At 45.2% G+C, this 18,131-nt stretch carries 16 protein-coding genes and 1 riboswitch; of the genes, 7 read left to right on the top strand and 9 right to left on the bottom strand.

What is annotated here, in order from left to right; genetic code table 11:
• Window positions 1–76: 76 nt before the first annotated feature.
• Both DWZ38_RS11920 and DWZ38_RS11915 read left to right on the top strand, forming a co-directional pair.
• Complete coding sequence (locus DWZ38_RS11920; protein WP_021924553.1) at window positions 77–1,162, top strand: hypothetical protein; 1,086 nt, start codon at window positions 77–79, stop codon at window positions 1,160–1,162.
• Window positions 1,163–1,175: 13 nt separating this feature from the next.
• The gene (locus DWZ38_RS11915; protein ID WP_021924552.1) at window positions 1,176–1,985 is read left to right on the top strand and encodes a TPM domain-containing protein; all 810 of its coding nucleotides are present in this window, start codon (window positions 1,176–1,178) and stop codon (window positions 1,983–1,985) included.
• 138 nt (window positions 1,986–2,123) lie between these two features.
• Here the strand turns inward: DWZ38_RS11915 and DWZ38_RS11910 are convergent, their stop codons facing one another.
• On the bottom strand, window positions 2,124–3,479 hold the full coding sequence (locus DWZ38_RS11910) for a uracil-xanthine permease family protein (protein ID WP_117852993.1): 1,356 nt from the start codon (window positions 3,477–3,479) through the stop codon (window positions 2,124–2,126).
• A 225-nt stretch (window positions 3,480–3,704) separates the two neighbouring features.
• Here DWZ38_RS11910 and upp point away from each other — a divergent pair, with 225 nt between their 5' ends.
• Window positions 3,705–4,334, top strand: coding sequence for a uracil phosphoribosyltransferase (gene upp, locus DWZ38_RS11905; RefSeq protein ID WP_117853043.1), 630 nt, complete (start codon window positions 3,705–3,707; stop codon window positions 4,332–4,334).
• Between the two features lie 72 nt (window positions 4,335–4,406).
• On the opposite strand, the gene DWZ38_RS11900 is transcribed toward upp, so the two are convergent.
• From DWZ38_RS11900 to metG, 4 genes are all read right to left on the bottom strand, one after another.
• Window positions 4,407–5,180 carry a TatD family hydrolase gene (locus tag DWZ38_RS11900; protein WP_021924549.1) on the bottom strand — a complete coding sequence of 258 codons (774 nt, stop codon included), beginning with the start codon at window positions 5,178–5,180 and terminating at the stop codon, window positions 4,407–4,409.
• 8 nt (window positions 5,181–5,188) lie between these two features.
• Window positions 5,189–5,692: a MogA/MoaB family molybdenum cofactor biosynthesis protein gene (locus DWZ38_RS11895; protein WP_117852991.1), complete on the bottom strand. Its 504-nt coding sequence runs from the start codon at window positions 5,690–5,692 to the stop codon at window positions 5,189–5,191.
• Window positions 5,689–6,183, bottom strand: coding sequence for a cyclic pyranopterin monophosphate synthase MoaC (gene moaC / locus DWZ38_RS11890; protein WP_117852988.1), 495 nt, complete (start codon window positions 6,181–6,183; stop codon window positions 5,689–5,691). Before moaC ends, DWZ38_RS11895 begins: the two co-directional genes overlap by 4 nt.
• Before the next feature lie 101 nt (window positions 6,184–6,284).
• Window positions 6,285–8,243, bottom strand: coding sequence for a methionine--tRNA ligase (gene metG / locus DWZ38_RS11885; RefSeq protein WP_117852987.1), 1,959 nt, complete (start codon window positions 8,241–8,243; stop codon window positions 6,285–6,287).
• 654 nt (window positions 8,244–8,897) lie between these two features.
• Here metG and DWZ38_RS11880 point away from each other — a divergent pair.
• From DWZ38_RS11880 to DWZ38_RS11865, 4 genes are all read left to right on the top strand, one after another.
• Window positions 8,898–9,296: a transcriptional repressor gene (locus DWZ38_RS11880; protein ID WP_117852984.1), complete on the top strand. Its 399-nt coding sequence runs from the start codon at window positions 8,898–8,900 to the stop codon at window positions 9,294–9,296.
• A gap of 116 nt (window positions 9,297–9,412) precedes the next feature.
• Window positions 9,413–9,958 carry an NADH peroxidase gene (locus DWZ38_RS11875; protein ID WP_117852981.1) on the top strand — a complete coding sequence of 182 codons (546 nt, stop codon included), beginning with the start codon at window positions 9,413–9,415 and terminating at the stop codon, window positions 9,956–9,958.
• Between the two features lie 21 nt (window positions 9,959–9,979).
• Window positions 9,980–10,052: riboswitch (Fluoride riboswitch) on the top strand.
• Window positions 10,053–10,105: 53 nt separating this feature from the next.
• Entirely contained in the window at window positions 10,106–11,299 is a 1,194-nt protein-coding gene (locus tag DWZ38_RS11870) for a cation:proton antiporter (protein ID WP_117852979.1), read from the top strand.
• 23 nt (window positions 11,300–11,322) lie between these two features.
• Entirely contained in the window at window positions 11,323–12,477 is a 1,155-nt protein-coding gene (locus tag DWZ38_RS11865) for an iron-containing alcohol dehydrogenase (RefSeq protein WP_117852976.1), read from the top strand.
• Window positions 12,478–12,560: 83 nt separating this feature from the next.
• Here the strand turns inward: DWZ38_RS11865 and DWZ38_RS11860 are convergent, their stop codons facing one another.
• The 4 genes from DWZ38_RS11860 to DWZ38_RS11845 form a co-directional block, all read right to left on the bottom strand.
• A complete protein-coding gene (locus tag DWZ38_RS11860) occupies window positions 12,561–13,481 on the bottom strand; it encodes a serine hydrolase (RefSeq protein ID WP_243000241.1) in 921 nt (306 codons plus the stop codon).
• Window positions 13,482–13,851: 370 nt separating this feature from the next.
• Window positions 13,852–16,299 carry a glycoside hydrolase family 3 protein gene (locus tag DWZ38_RS11855; RefSeq protein ID WP_243000240.1) on the bottom strand — a complete coding sequence of 816 codons (2,448 nt, stop codon included), beginning with the start codon at window positions 16,297–16,299 and terminating at the stop codon, window positions 13,852–13,854.
• A gap of 32 nt (window positions 16,300–16,331) precedes the next feature.
• Window positions 16,332–17,174, bottom strand: a complete 843-nt coding sequence (locus tag DWZ38_RS11850; RefSeq protein ID WP_117852970.1) for a carbohydrate ABC transporter permease — start codon at window positions 17,172–17,174, stop codon at window positions 16,332–16,334.
• Window positions 17,171–18,127 carry a sugar ABC transporter permease gene (locus DWZ38_RS11845; protein ID WP_021924715.1) on the bottom strand — a complete coding sequence of 319 codons (957 nt, stop codon included), beginning with the start codon at window positions 18,125–18,127 and terminating at the stop codon, window positions 17,171–17,173. The genes DWZ38_RS11850 and DWZ38_RS11845 overlap by 4 nt, the downstream gene beginning before the upstream one ends.
• Between the last annotated feature and the right edge of the window lie 4 nt (window positions 18,128–18,131).

Below are 18,131 nucleotides of genomic sequence, written 5' to 3'. Positions count from 1 at the left end.
TCCCGTAAAAAGATGGGATACTCCCCAGACTCTTTTACGGGACTGATCCTATTTTTATCCGAGAGGAGATGAAATATTGTCCGATATCCTTGAATATAAATGCCCTTGCTGCGGCGGAGCCATTGAGTTCAACAGCAAGCTTCAGAAGATGAAATGCCCTTACTGCGACACCGAATTCGACATGGAAACCGTTAAGGAATTTAATGAAGCTGCCGCCAGCCAGCAGGCCGATGACATGACCTGGGAAAATGCTTCCGGCACAGACTGGAAGGAAAACGAAACTGACAAAATGTCCGTCTACGTATGCCAGTCCTGCGGCGGTGAGATCGTTGCGGACGAAAGCACAGGCGCTTCCAGCTGCCCGTTTTGCGGCAACCCGGTAGTAATATCCGGTAAATTCTCCGGTGATCTGCGTCCAGACTTTATCATTCCCTTTAAGCTGGACAAAAAGGCTGCCAAAGAAGGCCTGAACAAGCACCTTCACGGCAAGATCCTTCTTCCCAAGGTTTTCAAAAAAGAGAACCATATTGACGAGATCAAAGGCGTCTACGTGCCATTCTGGCTTTTTGACACAGACGCCACTGCAGATATCCGCTATCATGCCACCCGCACCCGTTTCTGGAGCGATGATGAGTATGACTATACGGAAACCAGCCACTACTCTGTTTTCCGCGCCGGAAATATCGGTTTCGACCAGATTCCTGTAGACGGCTCTTCCAAGATTGACAATGACCTTACAGAATCTCTGGAACCTTATGTAATTTCAGAAGCTGTAGATTTCCAGACACCTTACCTGGCAGGCTACGTTGCTGACAAGTACGATGTCTCCGCAGAAGAATCTGTAGAGCGTGCCAACCAGCGTGTGCGAAGAGCTGCGGAAGACGCTTTTCGCTCTACAGTAAACGGATATGACACCGTCACACCGGAAGATTCCCATATCCAGCTTCACGGGGGCAAAACCCACTACGCCTTGTTTCCTGTGTGGCTGCTTTCCACCACCTGGAAAGGAAATCACTATCTGTTCGGAATGAACGGCCAGACTGGCAAATTCGTTGGAAACCTACCTGTAGACAAAAGTATTTTTACCAAATGGCTCCTTGGTCTGACTGCTGGTTTTTCTGTAGCCGCCTATGTGATCGCATGGCTGGTTCATACATTATAAGGAGGGATGCGCCATGAAAAAACAATCTTTTGCAGTTATGCTGGCTGCCGCCCTCAGCGTGGGAAGCCTTTTTCCTGCTGCCCTGACTGTTCAGGCAGAGACCGATGATAATTACGAATTTCTTCCCAGGGTTTATGACGCGGCCGACCTTCTTACCGATGAGGAAGAGTCCCAGCTTCTTGACAGACTGGATTCCTTAAGTGAGGAATACGATTTTGACGTTGCAGTAGCTACGGTACAGTCCACAGACGGCGTGGCCATGAACAAATTTACCGACACCTTCTATGATGACAATTATTATGGACTAGGTGATGATTACGACGGCATCCTCTTTATGGTCAGCATTGGCGACCGGGAATGGCACATTACCACTCACGGCTATGGCATGACTGTTTTCAATCAGGATGGCCTGGATTATCTGAAAGAAAAGGTTCAGCCGGAATTAAAGGACGAGGACTTTGCCGGAGCCTTTAACGAATTTGCCGACCAGTGTGAGATGTTCCTGGAACAGGCAGCCACGGAAGAGCCATATGATGCTTCTACCCTTCCCAAAGAACCATTTTCTCTTATGTGGATTCCCATCTCCATTGCCATTGGCTTTGTTCTGGCACTGCTTTGTACCATGGGAATGAGGGCTCAGCTGAAGTCCGTGCGCAGCCAGGAAAGCGCTGTAGACTATGTGCGCAGCGGCAGCATGGATGTTACACGGTCAAACGATATTTTCCTTTACAACACCGTTACCCGCACGGCCAAGCCTAAGGATGACACCTCCGACACAGGCGGTTCCGACAGCAGCCACGGCGGCACAGGAGGAAGCTTCTAAAAGTACATACGCTGTGCTGGCAGAGAACAGGCTTCCCGGCCAGCACCATACAAAAATCCTCCGCAAAAGTCCGATCATTATCCAGACTTTTGCGGAGGCTTTATAAAATTGTTATAATTACTGCTTATGTTTCTTTAATCAGTCGTCTTCATATTCTTCTTTTTTCTTTCCGCTCTCGAATACATAATCATTTCCCGGAAGAACTGCGTTCAGAACGATTCCAACGATTGCTGCCAGTGCAAGGCCTGTCAGAGTGATGTGAGCGCCTGCAATTGTAAAGGTAAGACCATCAGAAACACCCAGTCCGCATACCAGGATAACGGCTGTGATAACCAGGTTACGGGAACGTGTCAGGTCAACCTTATTCTCAACTACATTACGTACACCGACTGCAGAGATCATTCCATAAAGGATAAAGCTGATACCGCCGATGATTGCGGACGGAAGGGAGCTGATCACCTCTGCCATCTTAGGAATGAAGCTGAGGATGACTGCATAAATAGCTGCCAGACGGATTACCTTCGGATCGTATACGCGGCTCAGTGCAAGAACGCTTGTGTTCTCACCGTAAGTGGTGTTGGCAGGTCCGCCGATCAGGGCTGACAGAGAGGTTGCAAGTCCGTCACCAAGAAGTGTGCGGTGAAGTCCCGGATCCTCGATGAAATTGCGGTCAACAGTTGCGGATATAGCAGAAATATCACCGATGTGCTCCATCATAGATGCAATCGCGATAGGTGCCATTGCAAGGATTGCAGTGATATTAAATTTGCAGAGGAAGAATTTCGGAACACCTACGATTGGTGCGCTTGCAACGCCTGCAAAGTTCAGGATGGCGCTTCCGTCTGCATTTGTCATGCCCAGTGCATTCATGATCAGGGCAGCTGCATAGGATACCACAATACCCATCAGAATCGGAATGATACGGAACATGCCGATTCCCCAGATATTGAAGAAAATAACAGTTCCAAGGGCGATCAGGGCAAGTACCCAGTTCTGGGAAGCATTGCTGATCGCGGATGGTGCAAGGCTAAGTCCGATGCAGATGATGATCGGGCCGGTTACAACTGGCGGCAGATAACGCATAACACGTTTTACGCCGATAGCTTTTACAATCAGGGCAAGTACCAGGTACAGAAGACCTGCTACAAATACACCGCCGCATGCGTATGGAAGCTTCTCTCCATAGGACATGTTTGCGAAAATTCCGGTATCAAGCTCTGCAACTGTAGCAAATCCGCCAAGGAATGCAAAGGATGAACCAAGGAATGCCGGAACCTTCAGCTTGGTAAGTACGTGGAACAGAAGTGTTCCGAATCCGGCGCAGAACAGGGTTACCTGGATGGATAAGCCTTCGCCGTGAAAATAGTTGTTTACCAGGATCGGTACCAGAATGGTAGCGCCGAACATGGCAAACATGTGCTGGAGTCCCAGAATCAGCATCTGCGGAATTCCCAGCTTCTTGGCATCATAAATGCCTTCTACTCTGAACTTCATAATAAAGCTCCTCCTTTTTCAAACACGCTCTAGTATTGGTATAAGAAACGCCAATACAACTTATACTAGTATAAGGGATGCGACAAGTTTTTACAATTATTGACTTTCTGCTTAAAGTGCGGTATCATTTTACCAGTATTCCCATAGGGGAGTTTGTTATTGCATAGGGCAATGACAAAGTTTAGCACACGACGGAGGTTTTTAATCATGTCAAATTTTTCAGATATGGACAATGTTTTTATTATGGATCATCCGCTGATCCAGCATAAGATTTCTATTCTCCGCAACAAAGAGACGGGAACAAATGAATTCCGTAAGCTTATTGAAGAGATTGCAGTTCTTATGGGTTTTGAGGCACTTCGTGATCTTCCGCTTGAGGATGTAGAGGTTGAGACTCCTATTGAGACTTGCAAGACTCCCATGATTTCCGGTAAGAAGCTGGCTGTTGTTCCTGTTCTTCGTGCAGGTCTTGGTATGGTGAACGGTATTACTACTTTGGTTCCTTCTGCCAAGATCGGTCATATTGGCCTTTACCGTGATCCTGTTACTCATGAGCCTCATGAGTATTACTGCAAGCTTCCGGATCCTATCGATCAGCGTCTGATCGTTATGGTTGACCCGATGCTGGCTACCGGCGGTTCTGCTATTGCAGCTGTGAATTTCATTAAGGAACATGGCGGCAAGAGCATTAAGTGTATGTTTGTGATTGCGGCTCCTGAGGGATTGAAGAGACTTCATGAGGTTCATCCGGATGTGCAGATTTATGTTGGTCATCTGGACAGAGAGCTGAATGAGAGAGCTTATATTTGTCCGGGACTTGGTGACGCGGGAGATAGAATTTTCGGCACCAAATAAGATGTGAGATTGCAAAAGGGCTGGAAAATACGGCAAATAGATTGCCTGTTTTCCAGCTCTTTTTATTTGATATTATTTAAATAGCAATTTCTTCGCATTCTCCTCCGTTACTGCAATGACTTCCTCCGGGGTGATTCCTTTAATCTCGGCGAGGGCGGCGGCTACGTAGGGGAGGTTGAGGGAGGAGTTGCGTTTGCCGCGGTGGGGTTCGGGGGACATGTAGGGACAGTCGGTTTCCAGAACAATTTGGGAAAGTGGGGCCATGGCGGCTACTTCTTTTAGTTTTTTGGCATTTTTGAAGGTGAGAACTCCGCCGATGCCAAGGTACAGGCCCATTTTCAGGTATTCGGCTGCGATTTCCTTACTGTAGGAAAAGCAGTGGATGATTCCGCCGGACATATCTTTTTTCATGTAGTCACGGACAATGTTCAGGGTGTCCTCGGCTGCGTCGCGGCTGTGGATCATGAAGGGAAGTTTTTCTTCTCTTGCAATGTCCATCTGGGCACGAAACATTTCCTGCTGGCGCTGATGTTCGGATTCTTCTTTGTGCCAGTAATAGTCCAGGCCGATTTCCCCGATGGCAACCATTTTCTCCATATGGGAAAGTCTGCGGATCTCGTCCAGGGTGTCCTGGGTCATAATTTCCGCATCGTCCGGGTGAACGCCCACAGCTCCGTAAACAAAAGGATAGGCTTCCATCAGCTTCAGGGTTCCGTCAAATCCCCCTGCGGAAGCGCACACATTTACAATACAGCCCACTCCCCCATCCTTCATAGAGGAGAGGAGCTGATCCCTGTCTTCGTCAAATGCCTCGTCATCATAATGTGCATGTGTATCAAAAATCATAGTTTACCTCAATTCTGCAGCCTCATAGTTGCGCAGTTTCCAGCCTCTCCGGTCATAATCTCAATGCCGTGGTCTAATGCCCCGATAATATATTCCAGGCTTTCCTTTACTGCTTTGGGGCTTCCAGGAAGATTAATGATCAGGGTCTGTTTGCGAATTCCCGCTGTGGCACGGCTTAACATGGCACGGTTTGTAATTGTCATGCTGTAAGCGCGGATGGCCTCCGGGATTCCCGGCACTTTTCGTTCCGTTATATCTTCGGTGGCTTCCGGCATCACATCTCTTGGGGAAAAACCTGTGCCGCCTGTAGTCAGAATCAGTTCTGCCTGGTTCCCATCTGCAATTTCCGCCATTCTTTTGGAAAGCATGGAGCGGTCATCTGGCAGAATGTCCATAGACACTACCTGATAACCTTCTCGTTCTACGATCTCCTTAATCGCCGGGCCGCTTAAATCTTCTCGTTTTCCCTGATATCCCATGTCGCTGGATGTGATAATTGCAACTCGCTTCATGTGTTCATCCTCCTTTCAAATACAAAATCCCCGCTCTTGCCGCCGGTCTTCTCCACCAGATGGATGTCCGTCATCACCATGTGCTTATCAATTGCCTTACACATATCGTAAATGGTAAGTAAGGTCACCTGTACACCAGTAAGCGCTTCCATTTCCACGCCGGTTTTGCCGTCTGTTTTCACAGTGCAGAAGGTGCGGATGATTCCTTTTTCTTTTTCCAGTTCAAAATCCACGGTGCATTTGGTGACGGGAAGGGGGTGACACATTGGCACCAGGTCGGAGGTGTGCTTCACAGACATAATTCCTGCAACTCTGGCAACCCCCAGAACATCACCTTTGGCTACGGTACCCTCTGTCAGACGCTCCATAATTTCTGTGCCAACCTGGATAGAACCAGTGGCAACAGCAGTTCTATGGGTGACTGGTTTATCCGATACATCTACCATAACAGCATTGCCGTTTTCGTCAAAATGACTCAGTTTATTTTCCATATTTATTCCTTGTATCCAGATAGCATAATACCAGGAGCAAAAATCACCTTCCTGCCCCTGGCACTACAATTCTATATCCTATTATATGATGTTAAAAACAATTAGCAGATCTCAGATCCTGCAGGCATGTTCTTCTCCGGGCTGACTACGCATACATTTCCATCTGCATCTTCTGCGCAGAGGATCATGCCCTCGCTTAAGATTCCAGCAAGCTTAGCAGGCTTTAAGTTGGTTACTACCATAACCTTCTTTCCAACCATTTCTTCCGGTGTATAGTAAGCTTTGATTCCGGATACGATCTGGCGTACCTGGCTTCCGATCTTAACCTGGGAACAAAGAAGCTTCTTGGATTTCTTCACTGCCTCGCAGGCGATAACCTCACCAACCTGGAACTGAAGCTTTGCAAAATCATCAAATGTGATCTCCGGCTTTGCCTCAATATCCACAACCTTCTCTTCTGGTTTCTCTTCCTTCGGCTCTTCTTTCGGAGGATGAAGCTCATTTACTTTCTCCATCACTTCCTTAATGTCCATACGTGCAAAAAGAATCTCCGGCTTGTCTGTTACTTTGTTTCCAGATGGATAGAGCCCAAATGTCTTCAGGTCCTCAAGAGTTCTCTCGGAAGCATTCAGCTGACTAAGGATTCTCTTGGTTGTCTCAGGCATGAAGGACTCAAGAAGTGTAGTTCCCATGCAGATGCCCTCAACCAGATTGTAAAGAACCGTTGCAAGACGATCCTGCTTGGACTCATCCTTTGCAAGTGCCCATGGCATTGTCTCGTCGATATATTTGTTGCAGCGTTTGAAAATTGTAAATACTTCTGTAATGGCATCTGCCACACGAAGCTTCTCCATCTTGGCATCTACCTTGGCTGGTACGGAAAGGATGAAGTTCTTCAGATCATCATCTACAGGCTCGGTTACGCCTTTGTTCTCTACTACGCCGCCAAAGTATTTATTGGACATGGAAATGGTACGGTTTACAAGGTTTCCAAGTGTATTTGCAAGCTCGGAATTCATACGCTCTACCATCAGCTCCCAGGTGATCACACCGTCGTTGTCAAATGGCATTTCGTGAAGTACGAAATAACGGACAGCGTCAACACCAAAGAAGTCTACCAGCTCATCTGCGTAGATAACATTTCCTTTGGATTTACTCATTTTGCCATCGCCCTGAAGCAGCCACGGATGGCCAAATACCTGCTTCGGAAGAGGCAGATCCAGAGACATCAGGAAAATCGGCCAGTAAATAGTATGGAAACGGATGATATCTTTTCCAATAAGATGAAGGTCTGCCGGCCACATCTTGTTAAACAGATCTTTGTTGTCGCCATCGCAGTCATAGCCGATTCCGGTGATATAGTTGGTCAGGGCATCAAGCCATACATATACAACATGCTTCGGATCGAAGTCTACCGGAATTCCCCATTTGAAAGAGGTTCTGGATACACACAGATCCTGAAGTCCCGGAAGAAGGAAGTTGTTCATCATCTCATTCTTACGGGATTCCGGCTGAATAAATTCCGGATGGGTTTTAATGTGCTCGATGAGGCGGTCTGCGTATTTGCTCATTTTGAAGAAGTAAGCCTCTTCCTTTGCAGGCACGCATGGACGTCCACAGTCCGGACATTTGCCGTCTACAAGCTGGGATTCAGTGAAGAAAGACTCACATGGAGTACAGTACATTCCTTCGTACTCTCCCTTGTAGATATCTCCCTTTGCATACATTTTTTTGAAAATCTTCTGAACCTGTTTCTCATGGTCCTCATCTGTGGTACGGATGAATTTGTCATAGGATGTGTTCATCAGATCCCAGATATTCTTGATCTGGCCGGATACATTGTCAACGAATTCCTTCGGTGTCACTCCGGCTTCTTCTGCTTTCAGCTCAATTTTCTGGCCGTGCTCGTCAGTTCCGGTCTGGAAAAATACGTCATAGCCCTGCTGTCTTTTGTAACGTGCGATGGCATCTGCCAGAACAGCCTCATAGGTGTTGCCGATGTGGGGCTTGCCGGATGTATAGGCAATGGCTGTAGTAATGTAATATTTTGGTTTACTCATTGTATTTTCTCCTTCTTTTCACGCAACCTTGCGGAGTGTTTTTTATATAATAGAAGTATTTCGGAGTAATTCCTGTTACATATCCTATTACATAAAAAAATCGCCCTCTCACATTCTGAGAAGACGAGCTATTCCCGTGTTACCACTTCTGTTCATTCCCGCCTCACGGTACAGATATTTATAAAAACCAGCGGATTTTCACAAATATCTTCATAACAACCGCCGGAGCTTACATATCTACGGGAACCTTACCGGGTACTTCCATACCCTTCCGCTATAACAGGCGTTCCTGTCGCAGCCTACATCTCTTCAGCTACGCCCCTCCAAAGCCATCTTCCATCTGCTCCATACACACCCCTCTCAGCCTGCGGAAATTATACTATACATATCCTGGGGGATTCTCTGTAATGCGGTACACAAATGTACTCTCTTTCTCTATGGGTTTGAATTATAACAAGGGCTGGCACATTTTTCAAACACGCTTTAACACCCTTGTATTTTATATGTAGAAGCGTATCACATTTTATAGATTTTGTAAACCCATTTTCCGCTGAATAAATACACACTCTTCTCATTTTGCTCTTGACAAATCAGAAAATATAGTATATATTAGTATCAGTAATAATTACTATTATTAAGAGAAAGGAGAAACAGATGGCCACATTGAAATACAGCCGCCAGAGAGAATCGATCAAAGAATTTCTTACAGGCAGAACCGACCATCCCACAGCTGATTTTGTTTATGAGAATATGAAGCAGATCTATCCAAATATCAGCCTTGGTACCGTATACCGGAACCTCTCTCTTCTTGCTGATCTGGGTGAGATACAGAAGCTTTCCAGTTTTGGCGGAGCAGACCGATTCGATGCCCGCACAGCTCCTCATTGTCACTTTATGTGTACCTGCTGCGGCAGAGTGATGGATGTTTTCAGCGAACATATTGATAAGAGTCTTGAAGATATTGCCGCTGATTTTACGGATGGTCAGATTTCCGACTATAAAGCAAGATTTTTCGGAATCTGCAATGACTGCCTTCAGAAAGACTCTCATTGAAAAATTTTTTCAATAGTCCTTGACAATATCAATGTAATATGTTATCTTAAAACAGTAATAATTACTATTATCAAGAATCAAATAAATAATTTTATATAAGAAAAGGAGATTTAATTATGGCTAAATGGGTATGTAGTGTATGCGGTTATGTTCATGAAGGTGACACAGCTCCGGAAGTATGTCCAATCTGCAAAGCTCCAGCTGAGAAGTTTACTAAGCAAGATGATGAAATGGCATGGGCAGCTGAGCATGTTGTAGGCGTTGCTAAAGGTGTAAGTGAAGACATCCTTGCTGATTTAAGAGCGAACTTCGAGGGTGAGTGTTCTGAGGTTGGTATGTATCTTGCTATGGCACGTGTTGCTCATAGAGAAGGATATCCGGAAGTTGGTTTATACTATGAGAAGGCTGCTTATGAGGAAGCAGAGCATGCAGCTAAATTTGCTGAATTATTAGGCGAAGTTGTTACAGACAGCACCAAGAAGAACCTTGAAATGCGTGTAGCAGCTGAGAACGGTGCTACAGCTGGTAAAACCGATCTTGCTAAACGTGCGAAAGCAGCTAACCTTGATGCAATTCATGACACTGTTCATGAAATGGCAAGAGACGAAGCTAGACACGGAAAAGCATTCGCTGGTCTGCTTAAGAGATACTTCGGAGAATAAGAAAATCGCATAGAATAAAAGTTTTACAAGGGGAATGAATGTCTCCCCGGGATTTTCCCAAACCGCTTATTAAGCTGATGACTTCTGTGATGAGTACAATCGCAAAAGGCATCAGCTTTTTTGCGTATAAAGGAGGAAATGATATTAATGTTAGCTTCACTGGCTTTTATTTTTCTTATTGGTCTTTCCCTGGCAGCAATCTGCCAGAGACTGAAGCTTCCCCGTATTATCGGAATGCTGATTACCGGCATCCTGCTGGGACCGTATGTACTGAACCTGCTGGATTCTTCTATTCTTTCTATCTCATCGGAGCTTCGCCAGATTGCACTGATCATTATCCTGCTGAAAGCAGGGCTTTCCCTGAATCTTGCAGATCTGAAAAAAGTAGGACGTCCGGCAGTAATGATGGCTTGCATCCCTGCCACCTTTGAGATTCTGGCTTATATTTTGCTGGCACCTTATTTCCTGGGAATTACAAGACTGGAAGCAGCGGTGATGGGGGCTGTCATGGGTGCAGTGTCACCTGCAGTGGTTGTACCGCGAATGGTACAGCTTATGGATGAAAAATGTGGAACCGCAAAAAGCATTCCTCAAATGATTCTGGCAGGTGCTTCCTGCGATGATATTTATGTGATCGTGCTTTTTTCCACATTTTCTACTATGGCACAGGGTGGCAGTGCACATGTTCAGGATTTTATCAACATTCCCATATCTATTGTTCTGGGAATTGTCCTTGGAAGCACTGCCGGGTATCTGCTTTCCCTGTTTTTTGAGACAGCATATGCTCATAGTCATATGGTACGCAACAGTATAAAGGTAATCGTGGTTCTGGGTGCTTCTTTTCTGCTGATGTCTATTGAAACCTGGCTAAAACCAATTGTTTCTGTTTCCGGACTTCTGGCTGTAGTCAGTATGGCCTGCATACTGAAGCTGAAATGTACAGTTTCCGTTTCTGCCCGTCTTTCCCAGAAATTCGGGAAGCTGTGGCTGGCTGCGGAGGTTCTGCTTTTCGTATTGGTGGGAGCTTCTGTGGATATCCGCTACACCTTAAAAGCAGGCCCGGCTGCACTTGCCATGATTTTCGCCGCACTTCTGATCCGTACCATCGGCGTTTCCCTTTGTGTGACAGGAACCAATCTGAACTGGAAGGAACGGCTTTTCTGCTCCATCGCCTATCTGCCCAAGGCCACCGTCCAGGCCGCTATCGGTTCTGTTCCTATGGCTATGGGACTGTCCTGCGGACAGATTATTCTTTCTGTAGCAGTGCTTGGGATTTTGATCACAGCGCCCCTGGGAGCGATCGGAATGGATTTTACCTATAAAAAACTGTTGACACAATAATCGTTATATGGAGGAATTTTCTTATGATAAATTTTGATTTTTTCGCTCCCACTAAGATTCTGTTCGGGGCAGGCCGTGAAAGTGAGGTTGGAAAACAGGTTGCGGCTTTTGGTGGGCATAGGGTTATGATCGTTTACGGAAAAAAGGGAGGACATATTGAAGCTTCTGGGCTTTTGGAGCGTGTGCATAAGAGCCTTCGTGACGCAGGACTTTCTTATGTAGATTTGAACGGCGTTGTACCAAATCCACGTCTTTCCCTGGTAAAAGAGGGAATCCGTATTGGACGGGCGGAAGACATTGACTTTCTTCTGCCCATTGGCGGCGGCAGCGTCATTGATACGGCTAAGGGAATCGGTTACGGAATCGCCAATGATTTTGAGATGGAAGACCTTCTTTACGGACGTGTAAAAACAGATAAAAATCTGCCCATTGGCGTTGTTCTCACAATCGCTGCTGCAGGCTCTGAAATGTCTTCTTCCATGGTTCTCACCATTGAAGACGGAATGATGAAGCGTTCTTACGGTCATGACTGCTCACGCCCCAAATTTGCTATTATGAATCCGGCACTTACTTATAGTCTTCCGACTTATCAGACAGCCAGCGGCGCTGTTGATATTATGATGCACACTATGGAGCGCTATTTTACCCCAACAGACACAGATACCAGCCTTACCGACCGAATTGCAGAAGGACTGATGGTTTCCGTCCGTGATGCAGCCCAGGTTGCGGTAAAAGAGCCTGAAAATTATGAAGCCCGGGCTACTCTCATGTGGGCCGGAGGCCTTTCCCACAATGGTCTGACTGGTGCAGGCAGGGTATCTGATTTCGCCACACATAAGATTGAGCATGAGCTTGGCGGTATGTTTGATGTGGCTCACGGTGCCGGCCTTGCTGCCATCTGGGGAAGCTGGGCAAGATACGTATACAAGACAAATCCGGGAAGATTTGCACAATTTGGTGAGAAAGTTTTCGGGGATAGCGATTCCATCACTGCCTGGGAAAACTGGTGCCGCTCCATTAACATGCCAACCACTCTCGCTGAACTTGGCATCCAGCCAACTGACGCCCAGATTGAAGAAATGGCAGAAAAATGTGTTTTCGGCAGAAATGGACACATCGGCTTCTTCCAGCCGCTAAATAAGGAAGACATTGCAGCAATTCTTAAAATGGCGAGGTAACAGTTGCAGCTATTGAAAAACCATTCCTGCACCTCATAGCCACAAATAGGACAGCCCTGCAAAAAGGCTGCCCTATTTTAAATTTACTTTTTTTCCGCCACTGCTTCCCCAAGTCGATTATAAAGGGTCTTCGCATCCTGAATGTGCGGAATTCCCGTGGCATCTGCGGCTGCGCCTGCCGTAACCAGTATATACTCTCTGTCATAAATCTGAGCGAAGCTTGCCAGGCAATGTCCTGCCTCGGAGGTATAGCCTGTCTTGCCGCCCAGGATTTCTCCTCCAACAACACTGGTATCTGACATATTCTTAAACATAGTACTATAATAAGTAATCCCATCGGGATGCACATTTGTACCGGGAGTGGAATGGAAATGGCTTTCAATCACATCACAAAATGTTTCATTATGCAAAGCATACCTAAGCAGCAGTGCAATGTCATAAGCCGTGCTGTAATGCTCCGGATCATGAAGTCCTGTGCAGTCCACGAAATTGGTGTTCTTCATTCCAATGGTTTTTGCCTTCTGATTCATCTTCTCCACAAATGCCTTTTCTGATCCAGACACCTCATCTGCTAACGCCAGACAGCACTCAGCTCCTGACGGCAAAATCACTCCATACACCAGATCCCGGAGCCGTACCTCTTCCCCAGGCTGGAATCCTGCCTGGGTGGCATCCTGACCATTCAGGGTATAGAAAATATCTTCACTTAATGTAATTTCTCTGTCCAAATCAGAAAATGTCTCCAGTGCCACAATTGCCGTCATAATCTTTGTCATAGAAGCCGGATAAATCTGTTCCTCTCCACTTAGATTGCCGATTACCTTTCCGCTTTTTGCATCCATCAAAATTACATTTGAACTATTCGCGCCTGTCACATCCAATTCCTTTACAGGCGGCCCGTCAAAATACCCTGCAAGTCCGATTACCCTGGCCTTCAGCCCTCTTTCCCAGCAAAAAGCGCCTGCCAGCAAAAGCAAAATTATAACTTCTATTAACGCACTCACCAGAATCCGCCGTCTCTGCTGCTTTCTTTTCTTTCTGCTACTGGTATTTCTTCTCTTCCCGGAACCTCTGCCGCTTCTATCTCTATACTCTGCCACCGCAAAGCACCACCTTTCCTCTAGAGCATGCAGGTTGCAGAAATGATTTTTCAAACAGGCTCTAGATATACTTCCTATCCTACCACACCCTCCTCTATAATTTCTATAAAAAACTTATGTTTTCCACCCATAATCATATCTTCTGATAACAGACTTGAATAAACATATATTCAATGATCACTTAAAGAATAACTAAAAAATCGCTGCAATGTCTGTCTCTTCAGGCATTGCAGCGATTTTATCTCCTAATCTGTTAATAGCAGTAATATATTTTTTATAACTTTTCAATCAACTGTAAAATCCTTCTCGCACACATACGGATTTCTTCTTCGGAAAGCTTGCCGCTTCTATATGCTTCCAGAATATTTCTGTGATCATTTTCATTTCCTGGCATGATAATATCATTTCCAGCAGCTGCACATTTCCATGGAATACTTCCATCCTCGGGCACTGTAGTATTCCAGTCTGACATGATCACGCCGTCAAATCCCCACTCATTGCGTACAATTGTAGTACATAGATCCTTACTGTTTGCAGCATGTATTCCATTTACCAGGTTATATGATGACATAATTGCTACTGGTTTGCTTTCTTTTACTGCAATTTCAAAACCACGGCAGTAAATCTCACGAAGAGTTCTTTCAGAAAGATGTACATCTACCCCCATACGATTGTCTTCCTGATTGTTACATGCAAAATGCTTAATGGTCACGCCGCATCCGGCTTTACTTTGAACTCCTTTGGAAACAGCGGCAGCCAGGCTACCTGCAAGAAGCGGGTCCTCGGAATAATATTCAAAATTTCTTCCGCACAGAGGATTTCTGTGAATATTCATCCCTGGAGCCAACCACAGATTTACGCCGAATTCTTCCATTTCCTCTGCAACAGCTACGCCGAATTCTCTTAACAGTTCCTGATTCCAGGACTGTGCCAAAGCGGTGCCAACGGGAAAAGCTGTACAATACTGATAATACATATCTGCATTTTCATGAGGCTTTTGTGTTATCAGAAATCCATTTTCCAGAGATCCAAGAACACCAATTCCATAAACAGAATCTGTCTTGCGGTCCACCTCATAGCTTCTCTGCAGCCGGACACCAGCGGGTCCATCTGCCATAATCAGTACCGGAACCCCATATTTCTCATAAAGTGCTTCTGAGGTTTCGCCAGCAGAACCGGGCACTTTAATTCCTGCTGCTCCCAGATTGCTGCTAATGCCCCCTGTGTTTCCGCATAAAAGCGGAATCATCTCTTCCACCGGCAGCTCGTCTGCAAGGGATTCCAGTGTTTTTTCACAGCATTCTTGCTTTTCTTTTTGGGTTTTCCCCAAAACTCCAGTCAGACATAAATCTTCAAACTGTACAGACGGGATATCATGATTTCCAGCTTTCTTCTGCGTTTCTTCTGAGTTTACAATGTATGATCTCTCCAGGACTCCGGTTAACTCTGCTGCCGTTTCCAGCTTCCGGGTCTTCTCCAGAACAGTATCCCCGTTCACTTTTACAAGCGCTTCCAGTTTCAGATTGTCCGAACTGTTTCCAATCCACAATTCATAGTTTCCGGCTTCTACGATCCAGGCATGATCCTCTTCAAAAAAGCTTGCAAGGGCTTTTCCCTCAATCAGGATCCTTACCTGCTGTTTTTCTCCGGGCTTTAATACATTTGTTTTTGCATATCCAACCAGACGATGGTGTTCTTTCTCCAATCTGCCATGAGGAAGCACAGCATAAATCTGCACAACTTCACTTCCCGAAAATCTGCTTCCAGTGTTTTCTACAGATACGTTTACCCCAATCTTGTCCTGATCGGTTTCAATACCGCAGAACTGAATTTCAAAATCCGTATAAGAAAGGCCAAAGCCAAAAGGAAACAGCGGCTTGACGCCAAAGCTGTCAAAATACCGATAGCCTATATAAATTCCTTCTTTGTATTCTTCCAGTTCCAGATTTCCATTCAAATAACTGAAATTTTCTGCAAATGGCATATCTGCATATTTTTTTGCCCAGGTTGTGGTAAGCTTTCCGCTTGGAACCGCTTCTCCAAGAAGAATACGGGCAACCGCACGTCCACCTTCCTGCCCAAGCTGGGAAATATTAAAGATACCTTTTATCCACTGCGTTTTTTCCAAAATGTCTGTAAGCTCTACAGCGCCGCCTGCATTTATAAGGAGGATAATAGGTACCTGTCTGCTGTTCAGAAAAAGGATATCTTCCTCTTCTCTCTCACTAAGATAATAATCACCTTTTTCCAGGCGGCGGTCTTTTCCCTCACCGGAAATGCGGCTGATCACATAAACAGCGGCACTTGCCCCCTCAATATCTTTTTCAGATACAGGACGCCCCTCTGGCATAATAAACGGATTGGAGGCATACGCATCAAAAGGATTATCTACATGCTTTGCTTCCTCAAGAATCTTTTCTTTCCATATAAGTCTCGCTTCCTGATAGCGATGTTCATAATTATCCAGCCAGTCCCTGCTGGTAATCTGAATTCCGGATTCTGCCATTCCTTCGTAAATGGTAATATTCTGTCTGTTATTTACATCTCCGGAACCAATTCCCCCTTTGACGGTTTTATCTGCACCGCTTCCCAAAAGGGCAATCGGTGCAAATAATGGAAGGGGAAGAATATTTTCGTTTTTCAGCAGAACTATGCATTCTTCTGCCGCAAGCTCAGCAAAAGAGCTATGGCTCTTCTCGCGTTCAGAAATTTCAGGATTCATAGTCCCGCTGCGTTTAAACCTGGCAAATGCCATTATTCCTTAACTCCACCAAGGGTAACACCTGCAATAATATATTTAGAAAGAAGCAGGTATACAATAATGATCGGCACAATGGCAACTGTGATCATCATGTAGATTTTACCCATATCAAAGTTCATATAATCGGCTCCACGAAGGGTAGCAATCAAAATCGGCACTGTCATTTTATTCTTGGACTGGATGATCAGGGCCGGTACAAAGTAGTTATTCCAGGAACCAACAAATGTGAAAATTGCCTGAACCGCAATGGCTGGTTTCATAATCGGAATCACGATACGGTTAAAGGTATGAAATTCTCCGGAGCCGTCAATTCTGGCTGCCTCTACAAGAGAAAGCGGCAGAGAGGACTGCAGGTAGCTGTACATGAAATAGAATACAGCCGGGGAAGCAATAGACGGAATAATCAGTGGCAGAAGGGAATCATATAATCCCATCTTTGTAACCAGACGAAGGAAGCCCATTGCAGTTACCTGAGTAGGCATTACAAGGATTGCCATAATAAATGTAAATGCTGCTTTTCTTGCCTTAAACTCATAAGCATAAAGACCATATGCAGTAAGGGAAGAAAAATAAGTACACAGCACTGCACTGCATCCAGATACCACTATACTGTTTAAAATACCGCGGAACATAGGAAAGCTTCCATCATTTGCCACGTTTTTCAGGTTTTCCAGAAAATTTTTTCCAGGAAGGGCAGAGAAGCCTTTCTGCAGATCTGCATGAGATCTGGTTGCATTAATAATCAGTACGTAAAAGAAAAACAGACACATAAAGGACAAAAGAATCAGTACGATATGTGCGAAAACTGTTCTGAAGCTACTTCCTGTTTTTTTCATCCTCTTAATCTTCTCCTTTCTTCTTTAGCACGTTTCTTAGCTGCTTTTTTGGATCCATCCGGATCATTGTCATTTGTCATACGGTATACAAAGAAGCACAGGATACCGCTGACAATAAACAGGTAAACAGATAATGCACCGGCCATACCATAGTTCTTACTCTTCAGGTGGCTGTTCAGGAACATGATCAGTGTCATAGAAGTTCTATCCGGATTACCCTGTCCGTTTGTGAGAATCTGAGGTACATCGAACATCTGAAGACCACCGATAATGGAAGTAATCAGTGTATAGGAAAGAATCGGGCGGATCAGCGGCAGTGTAATATAAAAGAAACGCTGAATGCTGTTGCAGCCGTCCAGATCAGATGCCTCGAATACATCCATGCTAATACCCATAACTGCAGCCATCAGCATAATAGTTGTATTGCCAAACCACATCAAAAAATTCATAAATCCAATCAGAGACCTTGTACCAAATACAGAACCCATAAAATCAATAGGAGCCTTAATCCAGCCAAGAGACATAAGAATGGAATTCACAGGTCCGTTTGTGGAAAACATGGTAAAAAACAAAAGGGCAAATGCAGATGCCATGATCAGGTTTGGCAGATAAATAACAACTTTAAAAAACTGTTTTCCTCGTATTTTCAGACGTGCATCTGTAAACCAGGCTGCCAGAACCAACGCAATCACAATCTGCGGCACAAATCCGATCAGCCACAGAATCAGAGTGTTTGCTCCGTACTTAAACATATCGGATTTCAGCAGACTGATGTAATTTTCCATACCAATAAAATTCGGTCCGATTTCCTTGATTCCGGAACGGAAATATTCAAAGAAGCTGTAGCGAACTGTATCAACCAACGGAATTAAAGAAAAAATAAAATAGATTATAAAAAAAGGAAGAATAAACAGGTAACCCCATTTTCCGTAATTAATGCTTTTTTTCTTCATAACT

Source organism: Ruminococcus sp. AF31-8BH (assembly GCF_003460605.1).
Taxonomy (GTDB): Bacteria; Bacillota; Clostridia; order Lachnospirales; family Lachnospiraceae; genus Blautia_A; species Blautia_A acetigignens.
This window is presented reverse-complemented; position numbering and strand designations above follow the sequence as displayed.